This is a genomic window from Mesorhizobium sp. P2_H9 (assembly GCF_056403215.1).
The window spans coordinates 323,144-339,384 of record NZ_JBFUFX010000009.1; the positions used below are offsets into that span (position 1 = coordinate 323,144).

The 16,241-nt window shown below is 63.1% G+C and carries 17 protein-coding genes; 12 read left to right on the forward strand and 5 right to left on the reverse strand.

Translation table 11 applies throughout. The features are described 5' to 3' along the window. The first annotated feature begins 142 nt into the window (after positions 1 to 142). The 6 genes from iolE to AC1DXN_RS18765 all read left to right on the forward strand — a co-directional run bounded on the left by iolE (position 143) and on the right by AC1DXN_RS18765 (position 4,200). Positions 143 to 1,054: a myo-inosose-2 dehydratase gene (gene iolE, locus AC1DXN_RS18740; RefSeq protein ID WP_477275121.1), complete on the forward strand. Its 912-nt coding sequence runs from the start codon at positions 143 to 145 to the stop codon at positions 1,052 to 1,054. A 207-nt stretch (positions 1,055 to 1,261) separates the two neighbouring features. Continuing rightward, complete coding sequence (locus AC1DXN_RS18745) at positions 1,262 to 1,468, forward strand: LacI family DNA-binding transcriptional regulator (RefSeq protein ID WP_477275123.1); 207 nt, start codon at positions 1,262 to 1,264, stop codon at positions 1,466 to 1,468. Between the two features lie 4 nt (positions 1,469 to 1,472). Further along, entirely contained in the window at positions 1,473 to 2,939 is a 1,467-nt protein-coding gene (mocR, locus tag AC1DXN_RS18750; RefSeq protein ID WP_477275125.1) for a rhizopine catabolism transcriptional regulator MocR, read from the forward strand. A 154-nt stretch (positions 2,940 to 3,093) separates the two neighbouring features. Further along, positions 3,094 to 3,324: a YgaP family membrane protein gene (locus AC1DXN_RS18755; protein WP_477275127.1), complete on the forward strand. Its 231-nt coding sequence runs from the start codon at positions 3,094 to 3,096 to the stop codon at positions 3,322 to 3,324. A gap of 9 nt (positions 3,325 to 3,333) precedes the next feature. Further along, positions 3,334 to 3,870: an RNA polymerase sigma factor gene (locus AC1DXN_RS18760; protein ID WP_477312236.1), complete on the forward strand. Its 537-nt coding sequence runs from the start codon at positions 3,334 to 3,336 to the stop codon at positions 3,868 to 3,870. Positions 3,871 to 3,903: 33 nt separating this feature from the next. Beyond that, positions 3,904 to 4,200, forward strand: a complete 297-nt coding sequence (locus AC1DXN_RS18765) for a hypothetical protein (protein WP_477244427.1) — start codon at positions 3,904 to 3,906, stop codon at positions 4,198 to 4,200. Positions 4,201 to 4,213: 13 nt separating this feature from the next. On the opposite strand, the gene AC1DXN_RS18770 is transcribed toward AC1DXN_RS18765, so the two are convergent. Next, a complete protein-coding gene (locus AC1DXN_RS18770) occupies positions 4,214 to 5,461 on the reverse strand; it encodes a DegT/DnrJ/EryC1/StrS family aminotransferase (protein WP_477275130.1) in 1,248 nt (415 codons plus the stop codon). Between the two features lie 309 nt (positions 5,462 to 5,770). Between AC1DXN_RS18770 and AC1DXN_RS18775 the strand changes: the two genes are divergently transcribed. From AC1DXN_RS18775 to AC1DXN_RS18795, 5 genes are all read left to right on the forward strand, one after another. Beyond that, the gene (locus AC1DXN_RS18775; RefSeq protein WP_477275132.1) at positions 5,771 to 6,745 is read left to right on the forward strand and encodes a polysaccharide deacetylase family protein; all 975 of its coding nucleotides are present in this window, start codon (positions 5,771 to 5,773) and stop codon (positions 6,743 to 6,745) included. A 62-nt stretch (positions 6,746 to 6,807) separates the two neighbouring features. Then, the gene (locus AC1DXN_RS18780; protein WP_477244422.1) at positions 6,808 to 7,776 is read left to right on the forward strand and encodes a rhizopine catabolism ABC transporter substrate-binding protein; all 969 of its coding nucleotides are present in this window, start codon (positions 6,808 to 6,810) and stop codon (positions 7,774 to 7,776) included. A gap of 151 nt (positions 7,777 to 7,927) precedes the next feature. Then, the gene (locus AC1DXN_RS18785) at positions 7,928 to 9,043 is read left to right on the forward strand and encodes an ABC transporter permease (protein ID WP_477275388.1); all 1,116 of its coding nucleotides are present in this window, start codon (positions 7,928 to 7,930) and stop codon (positions 9,041 to 9,043) included. Further along, entirely contained in the window at positions 9,040 to 9,870 is an 831-nt protein-coding gene (locus AC1DXN_RS18790; RefSeq protein WP_477275134.1) for an ATP-binding cassette domain-containing protein, read from the forward strand. The genes AC1DXN_RS18785 and AC1DXN_RS18790 overlap by 4 nt, the downstream gene beginning before the upstream one ends. A 29-nt stretch (positions 9,871 to 9,899) precedes the next feature. Beyond that, on the forward strand, positions 9,900 to 11,006 hold the full coding sequence (locus AC1DXN_RS18795; RefSeq protein WP_477275135.1) for a Gfo/Idh/MocA family protein: 1,107 nt from the start codon (positions 9,900 to 9,902) through the stop codon (positions 11,004 to 11,006). A gap of 7 nt (positions 11,007 to 11,013) precedes the next feature. On the opposite strand, the gene AC1DXN_RS18800 is transcribed toward AC1DXN_RS18795, so the two are convergent. Together AC1DXN_RS18800 and AC1DXN_RS18805 are read right to left on the reverse strand one after the other, a co-directional pair. Further along, positions 11,014 to 11,790, reverse strand: coding sequence for a FadR/GntR family transcriptional regulator (locus AC1DXN_RS18800; protein WP_477244414.1), 777 nt, complete (start codon positions 11,788 to 11,790; stop codon positions 11,014 to 11,016). 111 nt (positions 11,791 to 11,901) lie between these two features. Then, a complete protein-coding gene (locus AC1DXN_RS18805) occupies positions 11,902 to 12,798 on the reverse strand; it encodes an NAD-dependent epimerase/dehydratase family protein (protein ID WP_477275137.1) in 897 nt (298 codons plus the stop codon). 116 nt (positions 12,799 to 12,914) lie between these two features. On the opposite strand from AC1DXN_RS18805, the gene AC1DXN_RS18810 reads away from it, so the two are divergent. Further along, positions 12,915 to 13,853, forward strand: coding sequence for an NAD(P)-dependent oxidoreductase (locus AC1DXN_RS18810; RefSeq protein ID WP_477275139.1), 939 nt, complete (start codon positions 12,915 to 12,917; stop codon positions 13,851 to 13,853). Positions 13,854 to 13,868: 15 nt separating this feature from the next. Here AC1DXN_RS18810 and AC1DXN_RS18815 read toward each other — a convergent pair whose 3' ends face one another. Together AC1DXN_RS18815 and AC1DXN_RS18820 are read right to left on the reverse strand one after the other, a co-directional pair. Next, a complete protein-coding gene (locus tag AC1DXN_RS18815) occupies positions 13,869 to 14,648 on the reverse strand; it encodes a FadR/GntR family transcriptional regulator (protein WP_477244409.1) in 780 nt (259 codons plus the stop codon). Between the two features lie 196 nt (positions 14,649 to 14,844). Continuing rightward, complete coding sequence (locus AC1DXN_RS18820) at positions 14,845 to 15,834, reverse strand: sugar-binding protein (RefSeq protein ID WP_477275141.1); 990 nt, start codon at positions 15,832 to 15,834, stop codon at positions 14,845 to 14,847. Positions 15,835 to 16,241: the final 407 nt, after the last annotated feature.

Genomic DNA, 16,241 nt, shown 5'->3' on the forward strand with positions numbered 1-16,241 from the left:
CGGGCAGCGCCACAAGGGCCTCATCCGTGGCTCCAGCGATTGGTTCTACCAAACTCGCCTCAACTGGACCTAGTGACAGGTCCTCTTTCCCGCCAGTTTGCAGCCTCGGCATTGTGTTCCCCCAAGCCTGCAAAGTGGCGGCATGACGGTCAAGATCGGCATCAATCCCATCACCTGGAGCAATGACGATGTTCCCGAACTCGGCGGCGACACGCCCTTGGAAACGTGCCTGTCGGAAACCGCGCAGGCCGGCTATCGCGGCACCGAACTTGGCGGAAAATTCCCCCGGCAAAGCGCCACGCTTGGGCCGATCCTGTCCTCCTATGGGCTGGAACTCGTCTCCGGCTGGTATGACGGCCGTATCCTCGACCGGACCGTCGACGAGGAATTCGCCGCCATCACCCCGCATCTGACGCTGCTGCGCGACCTTGGCGCCAAGGTCGTCGTCTATGCCGACACCTCGCGCGGCCGTCATGACGGCATCTTCGCGCCGATCTCCGAGCGTCCGCACCTCGCCGATGGCGAATGGCAGGCCTATGGCGAAAAGCTCACCAGGCTTGCCGACCGCATGGCCGCGTTCGGCGTCGGCATGGCCTTCCACCACCACATGGGCACCATCGTCGAAACCGACGACGAGATCGGCAGGCTGATGGCGGCGACAGGTGAAAGCGTCGGCCTGTTGTTCGACACCGGCCACTGCCTGTTTTCGGGAGGCGACCCCGCCTCGCTGCTGAAACGGCATCTCGACCGCATCGTGCATTTCCATTGCAAAGACGTCCGCCTGCCGGTGCTGGAACAGGCGCGGCGCGATGACATGAGCTTCATGGTCGCGGTGATGAAAGGGATTTTTACCGTGCCCGGCGACGGCGCGGTCGATTTCCTGTCGTTGCTGAAGCCGCTTGCCCAGCGCGGCTACGAAGGCTGGATCGTCGTCGAGGCCGAGCAGGACCCGGCCAAGGCGCATCCGCTGACCTATGCCAGCAAGGGTTATGCCTCGCTGCTCGACACCGCCCGCAAGGCCGGCTTCGAGGTGGTGACACGAGAGATGGCCTGACCAGCGCCGGGGGGCGGATGGTCGGCCAATTGGGCGCGCGCCTCGATGGGGCAGCGACGCGAAGCGCCCGGCGATCCGCGCCGCCTTGCTCCCGTTGCGGCGCGGATCGCAGAATTCCTGGGCGCCGGTTTTTTGGGGCCTGGACTTTCAAGCTTGAGGCTGGCCGCAAGCCGTGCCTTGATGCGCAGGTCGCGACGGAGAAGCGATATGGCTTTCGAGGCTGCACTTGGCATGGAACGGCTTTGCACCATCCGCGAGATCGCCAAGAAGGCGGAACTCGGCGCCGCCACCGTGCACCGCGCGCTGAAGAACAGCCGCGAGGTTCGCCCCGAAACACGCCGCCTGGTGCTCGATACGGTCTGCCAGCTCAACGAGGAAAAGATCGCCCGCGCCGCCCGATTTGTCGGAAGCTAGCGTCTTGGCCGACCACATGCGCCTTTCCCTCGACATCATGTCGGTCGACCGCGCGTCGGAAGAACCGATGCACCGGCAGATCTACGGCGCCTTACGGCGCTTCATCCTCGATGGCCAGATCCCGCAGAACACGCTGCTGCCGTCGACGCGCTCGCTGGCCGAAGATCTGAAGGTCGGGCGCAACACGGTCATCGCCGCCTACGACCAGCTGCTCGCCGAAGGTTTCATCGAGGCGCGCGCCGGATCGGGCACCTGGGTGGCGCCGATCCAGCAGAAGCGGCCGCTGGCGTCGTTGCGCACCGGGCTGGGAACGCCGCAAAAACTGTCGCGGCGCGGCCAGACCATCGTCAACGGCCCGCAACCGCCGCGCAATGAAGGCGTCATCAATTTCCATCCCGGCGTGCCGGAGACGGCGTCCTTTCCCTTCACCATCTGGTCGAGCCTTTTGGTGCGCAATGCGCGCAGCCGCGACGAAAGCCTGCTCGGCTATCTCTCCTTTGCCGGCCATCCCGGCCTGCGCCAGGCCATCGCCTCGACCATCAGCCTGTCGCGCGGCATCAACTGCACCGCCGACCAGGTCATCGTCGTCACCGGCGCGCAAGCAGCACTCGATCTCGCCTCGCGCGTCCTGATGGACGAAGGCGACACCGTCTGGATGGAGGAGCCCGGCTACCTCGGCGCCAAGAGCGCCTTCCTCGCCAGCGGCGCCAGGCTGGCGCCACTGAAGGTCGACCGGCGTGGCTGGCACCTGGCCGATCCGGAACTGCCGCCGCCGCGGCTGATCTATGTAACGCCGTCCTGCCAGTGGCCGTTCGGCACCATCATGCGCATCGAGGAGCGGCTGCAGCTGCTCGACATCGCCGAGCGTCATGGCGCCTGGATCGTCGAGGACGATTATGACGGCGAATACCGGTTCCGCGGCCGGCCGGTGCCGGCGCTGCGCGGGCTCGATCACGCCGACCGCGTCGTCTATATCGGCAGCTTCGGCAAGACGCTGATCCCGGCGCTGCGCATCGGCTATCTCATCGTGCCGCGCGAACTGTCGGTCCCTTTCGACAGGGCGGTCTCGATCACCGGCCAGTTCGCGCCACTGATCCTGCAGGCGACGGTCAACGACTTCATCACGCAAGGCTATTTCGCCACGCATCTGAAGCGCATGCGCCGGCTCTATGCCCGCCGGCAGGCGAATTTCGTCAAACTCTGCCAGGAGCATCTCGCCGAGTGGCTGACCGTCACCGAAAATGATTCCGGCATGCAATTGCTGGCAAGTTTCGTCCGGCCCTACAAGGACAGCGACGTCGTCGCCGCCGCCGTCAAGGAAGGGCTCGACGTCCAGGGCATTTCCATCAACTACCATTCGAGCGAGCCCGAACACGGCCTGCTGCTCGGCTACGCCGCGATGGACGAACGCCAGATTTTACGCGCCGTGCTGGCGCTGCGGGCGGCGTTCGTGAGGCTCGACCGGAGCTAGTACCTCTGCACAGAACCCTCTGATGAACCGAGGGCGGGGTGACCTGGAAATGGCGCTGTTGAAATACTTTTAGAACGACGCGAACCGAAACTGCATTCCCAGCCCTCTTACATTTCGAGCGTGCCATTGCGCTTGCAATTTTGGGGGATTTACCGTGCTTTATGTCAAGAATGTACCTGGATGGGAACGCGTGGTTCGTGTCGTTGCCGGTTTGGCTATGATCGCCTGCGGCTTGCTGGGCTTTAGTGGGCTTGTGATCGGCTATGCGATTGCTGGCGTCGGCGTCAGCACGCTGCTCACCGGCTTTATCGGTTTTTGTCCCATGTGTGCCATGGCGGGTCGCCGCTTGGATGCCGCGAACCGCCGCCTCGACACTGGGAAATAGGGCACCCGCATGTACACGCCGAAGTATGACCTGGCTCTGGTTGACGACGCGCGCAATGGCGACAAGCAAGCCATCTTGGCTCTGCTGGACCTCGCACAGCGAGACATCCGGCGATATGCGCGGCGCAGCTGCAGCGCTTCCGACGACGTTGACGACGTGGTGCAGGAGACATTGTGGCTACTGTACCGCCGCGTCGGAACGCTGCGCGCACTGGGCTCGATATCGGGCTGGCTGCTGGCCGTGGTACGCCGCGAATGTTTGCGCATGGCAATGCGCGCGATGGGAAAGCCGGACAATCTGGACGACGCGTTGCTGAATCCGGCCAACGTGGACCGCCTGGCACATTTGTCGCTGGACGAACTCCGGCTTGACCTTTCACGCGCGATCCAATCCCTGCCCGAACACTACCGCGAGGTGATCATACTGCGCGATATCGAAGAGATGACGATCGACGAGGTCGCCGCTTCACTGAACCTCACCCGCGAGAGCATCAAGGGTCGACTGCACCGGAGCCGGGCCCTGCTACGTGAATACCTCTTGGATTGATTGAACCACTATGAATTGGCGAGGTGAATTTCTATGAACCCCATGAACCTGTCATCTACCGCCTCGCCCAAGACAATGTTCGCCAGCAATGGTCTTGTCGAACATCTGGTCCGCGGTATTGTCGGCATCAGCGCTTTGAGTTACGCGATATCGATCTCTGTGCCACATCCATTTTATTCGCTGGCCCTGGCTGGCGTGTCGATGGTGGCTTTTCGCGGTTGCCCCATCTGCTGGACGATCGGTCTCGTCGAGACAACCTACCGTAAGTTCAAACGCCACCATGCGGCACCGCGAATGACCATTAGTAACGATACGGCCAAAGAGTCATAATCACTGTGCAGGGCTAATAGTTCACGCTGTCGAATTTCTGCAGATCGACCGGCGCCGCCTTGCGCACCTCCACCTCGTCCAGCGAGGCGTTTTCCAGCGCCACGCGCGCCGCCGCGTCGATGTTGTGGATCATATCCCTGATATCGGCATCGCCATGCGCCGGGTTCATGGCGATCATCACCGTGCGGTTGAGGATGTCGAGCGAACCCTTGCCGAGATCGTCGGCATAGGTCAGCCGCAGACCCTTGTTCTCGGGCAGCGTGTAGGGATTGAGCGCCGGGTGGTGCGCGCCCTCATGCATCAGCACCTGGTCCCACTGGGTAAAGTTGTGGCGGCCGGTCTTGCCGGCAATGACGCTCGGAATGGTCTTCGAGAACGTCTGCGCCGCTTGCTCGTTCGGCAGCAGGTACATCACCTGCGCCGCGCAATCGTCGTCCGGGCTGTTCATCGGCGACGGCATCAGGCCGAGATTGCCCAGATGTCGGGTGCCTGCCAGCACCGTCTTCTTCTCGGCCCGCATCGCTTCGATGATGCCGTCGAGCCGGTCGAGCTGGACGTTGAGCATCGCCCCCATCAGCTCAGATGCCCGCGCGCCGATGCCGGCGAACGGCTTGATGCTGTCGCTGCGGCCCTGCCAGTAGAAATGGCAAGGATCGATGGCGCAGCGCGCGCGCTCCGCCACCTTCGGGTCGCTGGTGGCGATGCCGCCGCCCTCGCCCGAGGTCATGTTCTTGAAGTAGTTGAAGGAGTATGCGCCGGCATGGCCGATCGAGCCGAGTTTGCGGCCTTCATAACCGCCGCCAATGCCCTGGCAGACATCTTCCAGCACCAGCAAGCCGCGTTTGGCCGCGATATCCATGATCGCGTTCATGTTGCAGGCCGCACCCCACATATGCACCGGGATGACCGCCTTGGTGCGCGGCCCGATGGCATCGCGCAAAGCTATAGGATCGATGGTCAGGCTCTCGTCGATGTCGACGATGACAGGAATGGCGCCAACCGACAGCACCGCGGTAGCCGTTGCCATATAGGTGTGTGCGGGAACCAGCACCTCGTCACCCGGGCCGATGCCGAGGCCGATCAGGCCGGCGGCGAGCCCGTAGGTACCGCTGGCCGCCAGCGCGAAATGCTCGACACCAAGATGCCGGGCATAGCGGGCCTCGAAGCGGTCGCATTCGCTGTTCTTGCCGTAGCGAAACAGCGCGCCCGAGCGGATCACCCTGGCAATGGCTTCGATTTCTTCCTCGCCGGCACTGTACATGGCAGCCTCCGTCCCTTGATGGTGTGGACAGCTGTACGCTCACCGGCACTGTTTGAAAGAACCACTCCGCCGCGATCTGACCAAGCCATCCCGACGCCAACGGGTTCTGATTGTTGGCAACCGACTGGGCCAAGTATCGCGCCTGACCGGAAAATCGTACCCATCCGAATTCGGCAAAGTGGCCCTGTCGGAACGACCGGTTTGGGCGTTCCATCACATCCAGTTGGGCAAACGGTCGGGTTCCATGCAAGACGGGACACACTTTGGAAGACCCGGGGCGCCGCGTTGCCGGCGATCAAGGGGCCATCCATGAGCGTTCCCGCCTCCGCTCGCAGGATCGTGCTGCACGAAGACGATGTCGGCATGTGCCACGGCGCCAACACCGCCTTCCTCGAATTGAGCCGGCTGGGCGTGTGCAGTTCGGGCGCGGTGATGGTGCCTTGCCCGTGGTTCCTCGAAATGGCCGAAAGTGCCGCCGCTGACCCCAGGCTCGACCTCGGCGTTCATCTGACACTGAACAGTGAAAAGCAGCACTACAAATGGCGGCCGCTCACCGCGCCGTCGCGCGCCGCGGGCTTGACCGACGAATTCGGCTTCTTCTGGCCGGATGTGGCGACGACCCGCCGCAAGGCGGTACCGCAAGCCGTCGAGACCGAGCTGCGCGCCCAGATCGACACCGCCTATCGCGCCGGCATCGACGTCACCCATCTCGACGCGCATATGGGCGCGGCACTGTCGCCGGAATTCTGCGACATCTACATCAGGCTCGGACTGGAATACCGGTTGCCCGTCCTGTTGACCAAAACGCTGGCCGCCTATTCGCCCAACGACAATCTGGTCGGCGTTACCGAGGAGGCCTTCCAGCGCGGCGTGGCGCAGGCGCGCTCCAGCGGCTTTGTCATCTTCGATGCCGCCATCCAGACGACATGGGGCCGCCCTCGCTCCAGACCGGTCGAGCCGGCCTACAAGGCGCTGGTCGAAGGCGTGCGCGAGGGCCTGACCTTTTTCTGCCTGCATTTCAACGCGCCGGGGGAACTTGAACTCATCGAACCGCGGGCGGCCTATATCCGCACCGAGGAATATGAATTGTTCCGCGACCAGGGCTTTCGCGATTGGTTGGCCGCACAGCCGCTCGACATCATCGGCATGAAGCCGTTGCGCGAGGAACTGCGTGCCTCCCTGTCGGCCGGGCGATCGACAAAAACAGGCCGCGGCAGCACTGCAGGTGAGCAGCAATCGGCATCGGCAAAGGCCCGCAAAGTGGCCAGCCGATCCGCGACGTGAGCCGGGCACGCGACCGACAAACGTGTGAGAACAAGAACTGTAACGGTGAATGGGAGAATGACATGAATACTGTTCTGAAAATGGCACTGGGCGCCCTTGTCTCGGCGGGCGTGCTAGCAGGCGTGGCGCATGCCGCCGGCCTGAAGGACCCGAAGGATGTTCGCATCACCTTCGTCGTGCACGGCTCGGCGTCCGATCCCTACTGGTCGGTGGTCAAGCGCGGCGTCGATGACGCGGCAGCACTCACCGGCGCCAAGGTTGAATATTATGCACCGCAGGTCTTCGACGTGGTCGAGCAGGCCCGGCTTCTCGACGCCGCAATCGCCACCAATCCCGACGGCATCGCCGTCTCGATCGCCGATGCCAATGCGCTCGGCAAATCGGTCAAGGCCGGACTGGCCGCCAACATTCCGATGGTGGTGCTCGATTCCGGCGAAAAGGAAGGCGCAGAACTCGGCACGACGCTCTATGTCGGCACCGTTTCCGAATATGATTCCGGCAAGAAGGCCGGCGAGCGGCTGGCCAAGGAAGGCACGCTGAAGGTCGTCTGCATCAACCACGAAGTCGGCAATGTCAGCCTCGACCAGCGCTGCCAGGGCCTCAATGATGGCCTGAAGCCGTCCGGCGGCGGCACCGAGGTTCTGGCCGTGTCGCCCGATCCGGCCGACGTCCAGCGCCGCACCGAGGCCTATCTGTCGGCGCATCCCGACACTCAGGCCGTCTTCGCCCTCGGCGCCACGGCCGCCAATCCGCTGATCCCGCTTTTCCGGCAGAAGGAACTGTTCGGCAAGATCAAGCTCTACACGTTCGACATCAGCCCCGAAGTTCTGGATTCCGTCGTTGCCGGTGAGATGGGCTTCGGCATGGACGCCCAGCAATATCTGATGGGCTACCTCCCGGTCATCTATCTGGTCGAGCACGCCACGCATGGCTTCTGGCCGCAGAACAATTCCTACACCGGCCCGCTGTTCATCGACTCGCCCGAAAAGGCCAAGGCCATCCTCGCATTGGCCAAGGACGGCATCCGCTAGTCAGGCAAACCAAGCCAACCGGGGAAGCGCAAAATGCGACCTCCCCGGTGTCTGGTCGACATTGCGAATTGAGCGATTGGGGAGCCTAATGGCGGTTGTGGAAGACAAGGCGATACCTCCAGCTGAGTTGAAGGCGACGGACCGTTTCGGCATGACGTCGAAGCGCGCCGCCGGCGCCGACGAGCGGCTGGCCAGCGCCGGCAAGCTCACCCAGTGGCTGCGCCGGCCGGAAGCGGGTGCGGCCGGTGGACTGCTTGCCACCATCATCATCTTCGCGCTGCTGCCGGGTGCGGCGAACCTTTATTCGCTGCAGGGCTCGATGACCTTCCTGACCCTGTCGGCGGAACTCGGCATAGTCGCCACCGCCGCCGCCCTTCTCATCATCGCCGGCGAGTTCGACCTCTCGGTCGGCTCGATGGTCGGCTTTGCCGGCGTCGTCATCGGCCTGACTGTCAAATACTGGGGCCTGCCGCTGTGGGGCGGCATCGCCTGCGCCTTTGCGGTGGCCATCCTCACCGGCTATCTCAACGGCCTGATCGTGGTGAAGACCCGCCTGCCCTCCTTCATCGTCACGCTGGCGTCGCTCTACATCTTGCGCGGCCTGTCGATTGGCATCACCCGCGCCGTCACCGGCCGCACGCAGATCCCCTATATCCTGGAAGGCGCGCCGGATCCGGCAACGGCCGGCCTGTTCAACGGCCATCTCTCCACCGGCTTCTTCCACTGGATGGGCGCGCAGGGCTGGATTGCCACCCGCAGCGACGGCATCCCTTTCGTCGTCGGCATCCCGATGTCGATCGTCTGGTGGCTCGGTCTGACAGCACTTGCCGGCTATGTGCTGACTCAGACCAAATACGGCAACTGGATGTTCGCCACCGGCGGCGACCTGATCGCCGCCCGCAACGTGGGTGTGCCTGTCGACCGGGTCAAGATCGCCCTGTTCATCTACACCGCTTGCGCGGCCACGCTGCTCGCCACCATCCAGGTCATGGAAGCCGGCTCCGCCGACACCACGCGCGGCCTGCTCAAGGAGTTCGAGGCGATCATCGCCGCGGTCATCGGCGGCGTGCTGCTGACCGGCGGCTACGGCACCGTATATGGCGTGCTGTTCGGCGCGCTGATCTTCGGCCTGGTGCAGATGGGCATCTTCTACACCGGCATCGACACCGACTGGTTCAAGGTCTTCCTCGGCATCGTCATCCTGATGGCGGTGCTGGTCAACAACTACATCCGCCTGAAGGCGCTCGGGCGCGGAGGCGGCAAATGACCGAACCAGCCCAGACCATCCAGCCGGCCATGGAACTGCGCGGCGTGTCGATGAATTTCGGCTCGGTGCGCGCCCTGCAGGACATCGACATCAAGGTCTATCCGGGCGAGGTGCATTGCCTGCTCGGCGATAACGGCGCCGGCAAGTCGACGCTGATCAAGGTGCTGTCCGGCGTCTACAGGCCGACCAAGGGCCAGATCCTCGTCGACGGCAAGCCGGTGTCTTTCCGCAGCCCGCGCGATGCGCAGGATCTGGGCGTCGCAACCGTCTTCCAGGACCTCGGCATGATCTCGCTGATGTCGATCACCCGCAATTTCTTCCTCGGCCGCGAGCCGACGAAGAGCAGCCTGCCCTTCTCGCGCATCGACAAGGAGCGCGCCAACACCATAGCCAGGCAGGCGATGGCCGATATCGGCATCGACGTGCGCGACCCGACGCAGGCCGTCGGCACGCTGTCGGGCGGCGAGCGCCAGTCGGTGGCGATTGCGCGCGCCGTGCATTTCGGCGCCCGCGTGCTGATCTTGGACGAGCCGACCTCGGCGCTTGGCGTGCATCAGGCGGCGATGGTGCTGAAATTCATCATCGAGGCGCGCATGCGTGGTCTCGCCGTCATCTTCATCAGCCACAACATTCACCACGCCTACCCGGTCGGCGACACCTTCACGCTGCTCAATCGCGGGCGCAATCGCGGCACCTACGCCAAGGCGGACATCTCGCGCGACGAGGTGATCTCGATCATGTCGGGCGGCGAGGATTTGAAGGCGGTCGAAGCGGAGATCGCCGGCCTGCTGGCCCAGATCGGCAACCGGCCCGCCGCAGCACCCTGAGCCGAGACCATTTTGCAGCGAGCAACAGCATGAGCAGGATACGAGTCGGCGTCATCGGCGCCGGCATGATTTCGCAGGTCGAGCATATCCCCAATCTGCTGCGGCTCAACGATCTGTTCGAGGTTGTCGGCGTCGCCGATCCCTCCCGGATTTCGCGCGAGTTCGTCACCGATGTCAGTGGCATCGCCAATTTCGAGACAATCGACCAGCTCTTCGACCGACGCCTCGACGCGGTCGTCATCGGCTCGCCTGACCCGCTGCATCACGAACAGGTTCTGGCGGCGCTGGCGCGCGGGCTGCACGTCTTTTGCGAAAAGCCGCTCTGCTACTCGCCGGCCGAGATCGCCGAGATCGTCGCCGCGCGCGATGCGGCCAAGAAAGTCATGCAGGTCGGCTATATGAAACGCTTCGATCCGAGCTACCGGCTGGCGCTCGCCTCATTGCCCGGCACGGCGGGGACGCTGCGTTCGGTCTCGGTCGAGGTCAACGATCCCGATGCCTGGCCGTTTATCGCCCATCACCGATATAAGCGCGGCACCGACATTCCCAAGGAGCTGATCGCTGCCGCCGCAGCCAAGCAGAAGCAGCAGGTCGAACGAGCCATTGGAGTGCCGCCGACCGATCTGGCTTTCCGTGGATTTACCGGTGCTTACAGCTCGGCCTTGATTCACGATGTGAATGCCGTCCATGGCCTGTTCGATGCGCTCGGCGTGCCGGATGGCGACATCGTCGGCGCGCAGATCTTCGCCAATGGCGATGGTGGCCAGGGCGCGGTGAAACTGCTCGGCGGCCAGGCGCTATGGACCATGACGCATCTGACGGTGCCAAAGCTTGCCGACTACAAGGAGCGCATCACGCTGTTCTTCGACGATGCCAGCCTCGAACTCGAATTCCCCTCGCCCTGGCTCAACCACCATCCGACCCGGCTGACGGTGAAGACCTCTGACGGTCACACGTTGTCGAAAAGGGATTTGCGCGCCGGCTACGGCGAGGCCTTCGTCGAGGAAATGCGCGGCTTCTGGGGCGCCATCGTCAATGGCGAGCCGGTGGTCAATCCGCCCGAACACGCCGCCCGCGACCAGGCCTTGCTGATCGGCCTGACCCGGCAGCATCTGGCAACATCACCGGCCGGCTGAGTACCAGCTACCTGGATCGGATGACACCATCCGTGTTGGCGAGCAATTTGCGTACTGCATTGCGCGCCGCATCCGGCCGCTGCAGGCGGATGGCCTTCTCGATCGCCTCATGCAGTTTCTGCGCGTGCTGCAGATCGTCAAGTTCCCGCGTCGTATAGGCGAACAGATGGTCGAATGCCGATTCGATCAGCACGCCGAGTGGCACCAGCAAATCATTGCCGGAGGCCCGCAGGATGGCGAGATGAAAGCGCGTGTCGGCGCGGGTGCGCTCCTGCAGGTTGGTGGCGTCGCCCATCTCGCGGCAGGCCTGGCTGATCTCGGCCATCTGCGCGTCGGTCCGCCGCATCGCGGCAAAGGCGGTCGCCTCCGGCTCGATGATGTGGCGGAACTCCTGCACGGTCTTCAGGAAAACCTCGCGGTCGGGCGAGGTCGCGTACCAAGCCAGCACATCGCGATCGAGCAGGTTCCAGCGCTCCTTCGGCTCGACCCAGCTGCCAATCTTGGGGCGCGATGCCAAAAGGCTTTTCGCCATCAGCATCTTGATCGCCTCGCGCACCGCCGAGCGGCTGACATTGAAGGTCTCGGACCATTTGGCTTCGTTGGGCAGGATGGTTCCCGGCGGATAGTCGCCGCGCACGATCCTGAGACCAATCTCGTTGGCCAGCGACCCGTGCACGCTTGAGCCGGGCATGCGTGTCGAGTCGGCGCGACGAACACCGGCGGGGTGCTCGGCAGGCGCCGCCTTGGTAGGCGCTTTTGTCTTATTCGGCTTCCCGTCCGGCATGCATCCACAAAGTCTGGATTCCCAAAACTGTCAAGCCGGCGAAACGGGCTGGGCCGCAAAGCCCGCTTCTATGCACAGATCAGCATTGGATTGCGGGCGATGCGCTCCCTCTCAGGCCGTCTTGACATATTTGCGCCAGCTGTGTTCGGGCCGAAAGCCGAGCAAATCGCGCGCCTTTCGGTTTGACAGCAGCGTCTCATATTCGCCGAGTTCGGCCTTGACCGGCACATCAGGATAGAACCGCTTCAACAGCTCGGCTGTCGGCAGGTCCGACGAGGTGTCGTCATTGGCCGCGTTGAACACCTGAAAGCCGAGCCCGTCCTTCTCGACCGCGCGCAGCGTGATCTGGCCCAGATCGCGCGCGTCGACATAGCTCCAGGCGATGCGCTTGCGGAAACCCGGATCGGCGAACCACTTCGGAAACAGCGAATATTCATGCGGTTCGATGACGTTGCCGATGCGCAAGGCGTAGATGTCGGTGCCGTTGCGCTGCGCAAAGGCGCGCGCCGTGTGCTCGTTGACGACCTTGGACAGCGCATAGCTGTCCATCGGATCGACGTCATACGCCTCGTCGAGCGGGAAATATTTGGGGTCGCGCGGCTCGTTGGCGAACACCACGCCATAGGTCGTCTCACTGGAAGCGATGATCACCTTGCGGATGCCGAGTTTCACCGCCGCTTCAATGACATTGTAGGTGCCCATCGCGTTGATGCGGAACACCTCGTTGTCGGTGGTGATCATGATGCGCGGGATGGCGGCGAAATGCACCACGGCGTCGACCGGCTGCGGGCGCAGCGACGGATCGAACTCGTGCAGGCCCATATAGCTCGACAGCGCATTGAACACCTGCCCGCTGTCGGTGATGTCGGTGATCAGCGTGCGCACCTTGGGATTGTCGAGCGGCTTGGTGTCGATATTGAGCACCTGGCAGCCCTGCTCGACCAGGTACTGCACGACGTGACGCCCAGCCTTGCCGCTGCCACCGGTGAACATGATCCGCTTCGTCATTTTGGGTCTCCACATCTCGAAGGATTTTTGTGTATTGTCAGACAATATTGCATTCTGCAACCGCATACGGCAAAAACAGCAGGGCAATTATCAATAATCCAGACAGGACGGACGATATGAACACGACTGCCGCGAGCGAGAAGATCGGCTTCATCGGGCTTGGCCTGATGGGGCATGGGATCGCCAAGAACATCGTCGACAAAGGCTATTCCCTGACCTTTCTCGGCCGCAAGAACCGCAAGCCGGCGGAGGATCTGCTTGGCCGGGGCGCCACGGAAGCGTCGACCCCGCGCGACGTCGCCGCAGCCTCCGATATCGTCTTCATCTGCGTCACCGGGTCGCGCGAAGTCGAGGCCATCATCCGCGGCCCCGGCGGCCTCAAGGAGGGCCTGAAGAAGGGTTCGGTGGTCGTCGACTGCTCGACCTCCGATCCGGTGTCGACGGTGGCACTGGCGGCCGAGCTGAAGGATATCGGTGTCGATCTTGTCGATTCCCCCCTCAGCCGCACCCCCAAGGAAGCCTGGGAAGGCACGCTCGACGCCATGGTCGGCGCGCCTGATGCACTTTTTGCGCGCGTGAAGCCCGTCATCGAAACCTGGGCCGGACGCATCGTCCATATTGGCGGCACCGGCGATGGCCACCGCATGAAGCTGCTCAACAATTTCATTTCGCTGGGCTATGCCGCGATCTATTCCGAGGCGCTGGCGCTGGCGCAAAAGGTTGGCATTTCGCCGGCGCGTTTCGACAGCGTCATCCGCAACGGCCGCATGGATTGCGGCTTCTACCAGACCTTCATGCGCTGGACGCTGGAAGGCGACCGCGACGCCCACAAATTCTCAATCGCCAACGCCTTCAAGGATCTCACCTACCTGGAATCGATGGCGGGTGCCGCAAGCATCGCCAACCCGTTGGGCAATGCCACCAAGAATTCGTTCGCCGGCGCCCATGCCACCGGTCCGGCCGAACAATTCGTGCCTATGCTGGCGACACATATCGGCAAGGTCAACGGTGTCGACCTGATGCCCAGCAAGGACGGCAAGAAGCAAACGATTTGAGCGCGCCGACCAGCGTCAGCGTCGCGACCGGCGGACAATGTCGTCGGTGTTCGCAAGCAGGCGGTGCACCGCATTGCGCGCGGCAGCGGGTTGCTGCAGGCGGATGGCCTTCTCGATCGCCTCATGCAGCTTCTGCGCGTGCCGCTGGTCGCTGGTTTCGCGCGTGACGAAGACAAAGAGGTGATCGAGCGCCGATTCAATCAGCACGCCGAGCGGCACCAAAAGGTCGTTGCCCGATGCTCGCAGGATGGCGAGGTGAAAACGCGTGTCGGCGCGCGTACGCGCCTGCAGGCTTGTCGCCTCCCCCATCTCGCGGCAGGCCTGGCTGATCTCGGCCATCTGCTCTTCTGAACGTCGCACGGCGGCGAAGGCGGACGCTTCCGGCTCGATGATGTGGCGGAATTCCTGCACGGTGCGCAGGAACGCTTCGCGGTCCGGCGCTGTCGCATACCAGGCGAGCACATCGCGATCGAGCAGGTTCCAGCGCTCTTTCGGCTCGACCCAGCTGCCGATCTTGGGGCGTGATGCCAAAAGGCTTTTCGCCATCAGCATCTTGATCGCCTCGCGCACCGCCGAGCGGCTGACGTCGAACGTCTCGGACCACTTGGCTTCATTGGGCAGGATGGTTCCCGGCGGATAGTCGCCGCGCACGATCCGCAGACCAATCTCATGGGCCAGCGAGGCATGCACGCTCGAACCTGGAACCCTCGTGGCATCGGCACGACGAACGGCAGCCGGAAGGCTGGCCAGCGCATCGACCCGGGCGCGTCGCTTTCTTGATTTTTCGTCCGGCATCCACGTTCCAGTGCGTCGGCTATCTGTCGCGGGAGATTGTCCGGAGTTTGTCCGCACCCGCCGAAATCTTCGCCGAAAATACGAAACCATGGGCATGCGAAAGCCGGAGCTGCTGCCCCGACAATGCTGCTTCGTCCATTGTCATTGAAACCGATGTGACGGGGCGCCCGTCAAACGGACGCCCCGAAATCGCGGCCTACTTCTGGATGCAGGTGTCGACCGTATCCTTGGTGCATTCGTCGAGGCCGGTGAAGACCGGATCGGCGACAGGTTTGCCTTCGATCAGGTCGATCATCACCGACGGCGCCTTGTAGCCCATTTCGAACGGACGCTGGCCGACCAACGCGGTGACGAGGCCGTCCTTGGCAATCGCCACTTCGTCGCCGATCGTGTCTGCAGCGCCGATGACGAAGTCGTTGCTGGCGATCTTGTCGGCCAACGGCTTGAACAGGTCGCGATAGGGCTGCGGAGCGCCGAACAGCGGCCAGCCGCCCATGATGCCGAACGCATCGAGCTTCGGGTTGGCGGCGAGGATGTCGGTCATCGCCTGCACGCCCTTGGCGCCGTCGTCATTGGTGAACACCGGGCAGCCGGCAACTTCGGTCCAGCCACCTTCGCCGGCCAGCGCCGCCAGGCCTTCCTTGCCCGACAGTGCGTCGCGCATGCCTTGCGCGCGGCGCAGGATGTTGTCGGCCGCAGGATTGCCCTCGATCGTGCAGATCGTGCCGCCGTTCGGCTTGCCCTTCTTGATGTACTCGCCGATCTTATGACCCATCAGATAGTTGTCGGTGCCGAGATAGGTCTTGCGAAGCGCCGCATCTTCCTTGCTGAGGTCGGCGTCGAGCGTCATGATCGGGATCGTTGGATTGGCGGTCTTGATCGTCTGCGCGATCAGCGGTGCGTTGGACGGCGAAATCGCCATCGCCACGGTATCGGTCTTGCTCAGCATGTCCTGCACGATCTGGGCTTCGCCGGCCTCGTCAGAGGTCGAAGCCGGACCGGTGTAGAAGCATTCGTACTCCGAACTGGCGTTCTCCTTGTTCCATTTCTCGCAGCCCTGATGGATGGCTTCGAAGAACGGATTGTCGAGACCCTTCACGACGATGACGAGCTGTTTCTTGGCCAAAGCCGGCCCGGCGCCCAGCGCCATGACGGCGGCAGCGGCGAGCAATAGTGATTTCCTCATGTCAGTCCTCCCGTTGAAACAGACGGACACGGCGTGCCCGCCACACAGATCAACCCGGATGCGCGATGACAGAGGGTCGTTTTGCGAGCGCTCATGTCATCAAGCCAGGTCGATAAGTATTTTCAGATGCGGCCTAGAACCGGCCCGGCAAAAAAGCTGGTGCCCAATCCTTGACCCATAACCTCCGACGATCCCTTCTTCCAACCAGCATCGGGGATCGACTATTCTCCTCCGATGCTTAGCTAATATCGGCTCGCCGCCAACGTCAATGCTATTTGTCCTACAAAACTGATTTTTAGAAAAAGAAGTGCCTCAATTCGGTCCGCAATTGATTGACGCGCGCCGGCTTTTGCGTAAAAGAACGCTATCGCCGTTTCCGGGAGGAGCTGGAAAGAGCGAGCCTGAGG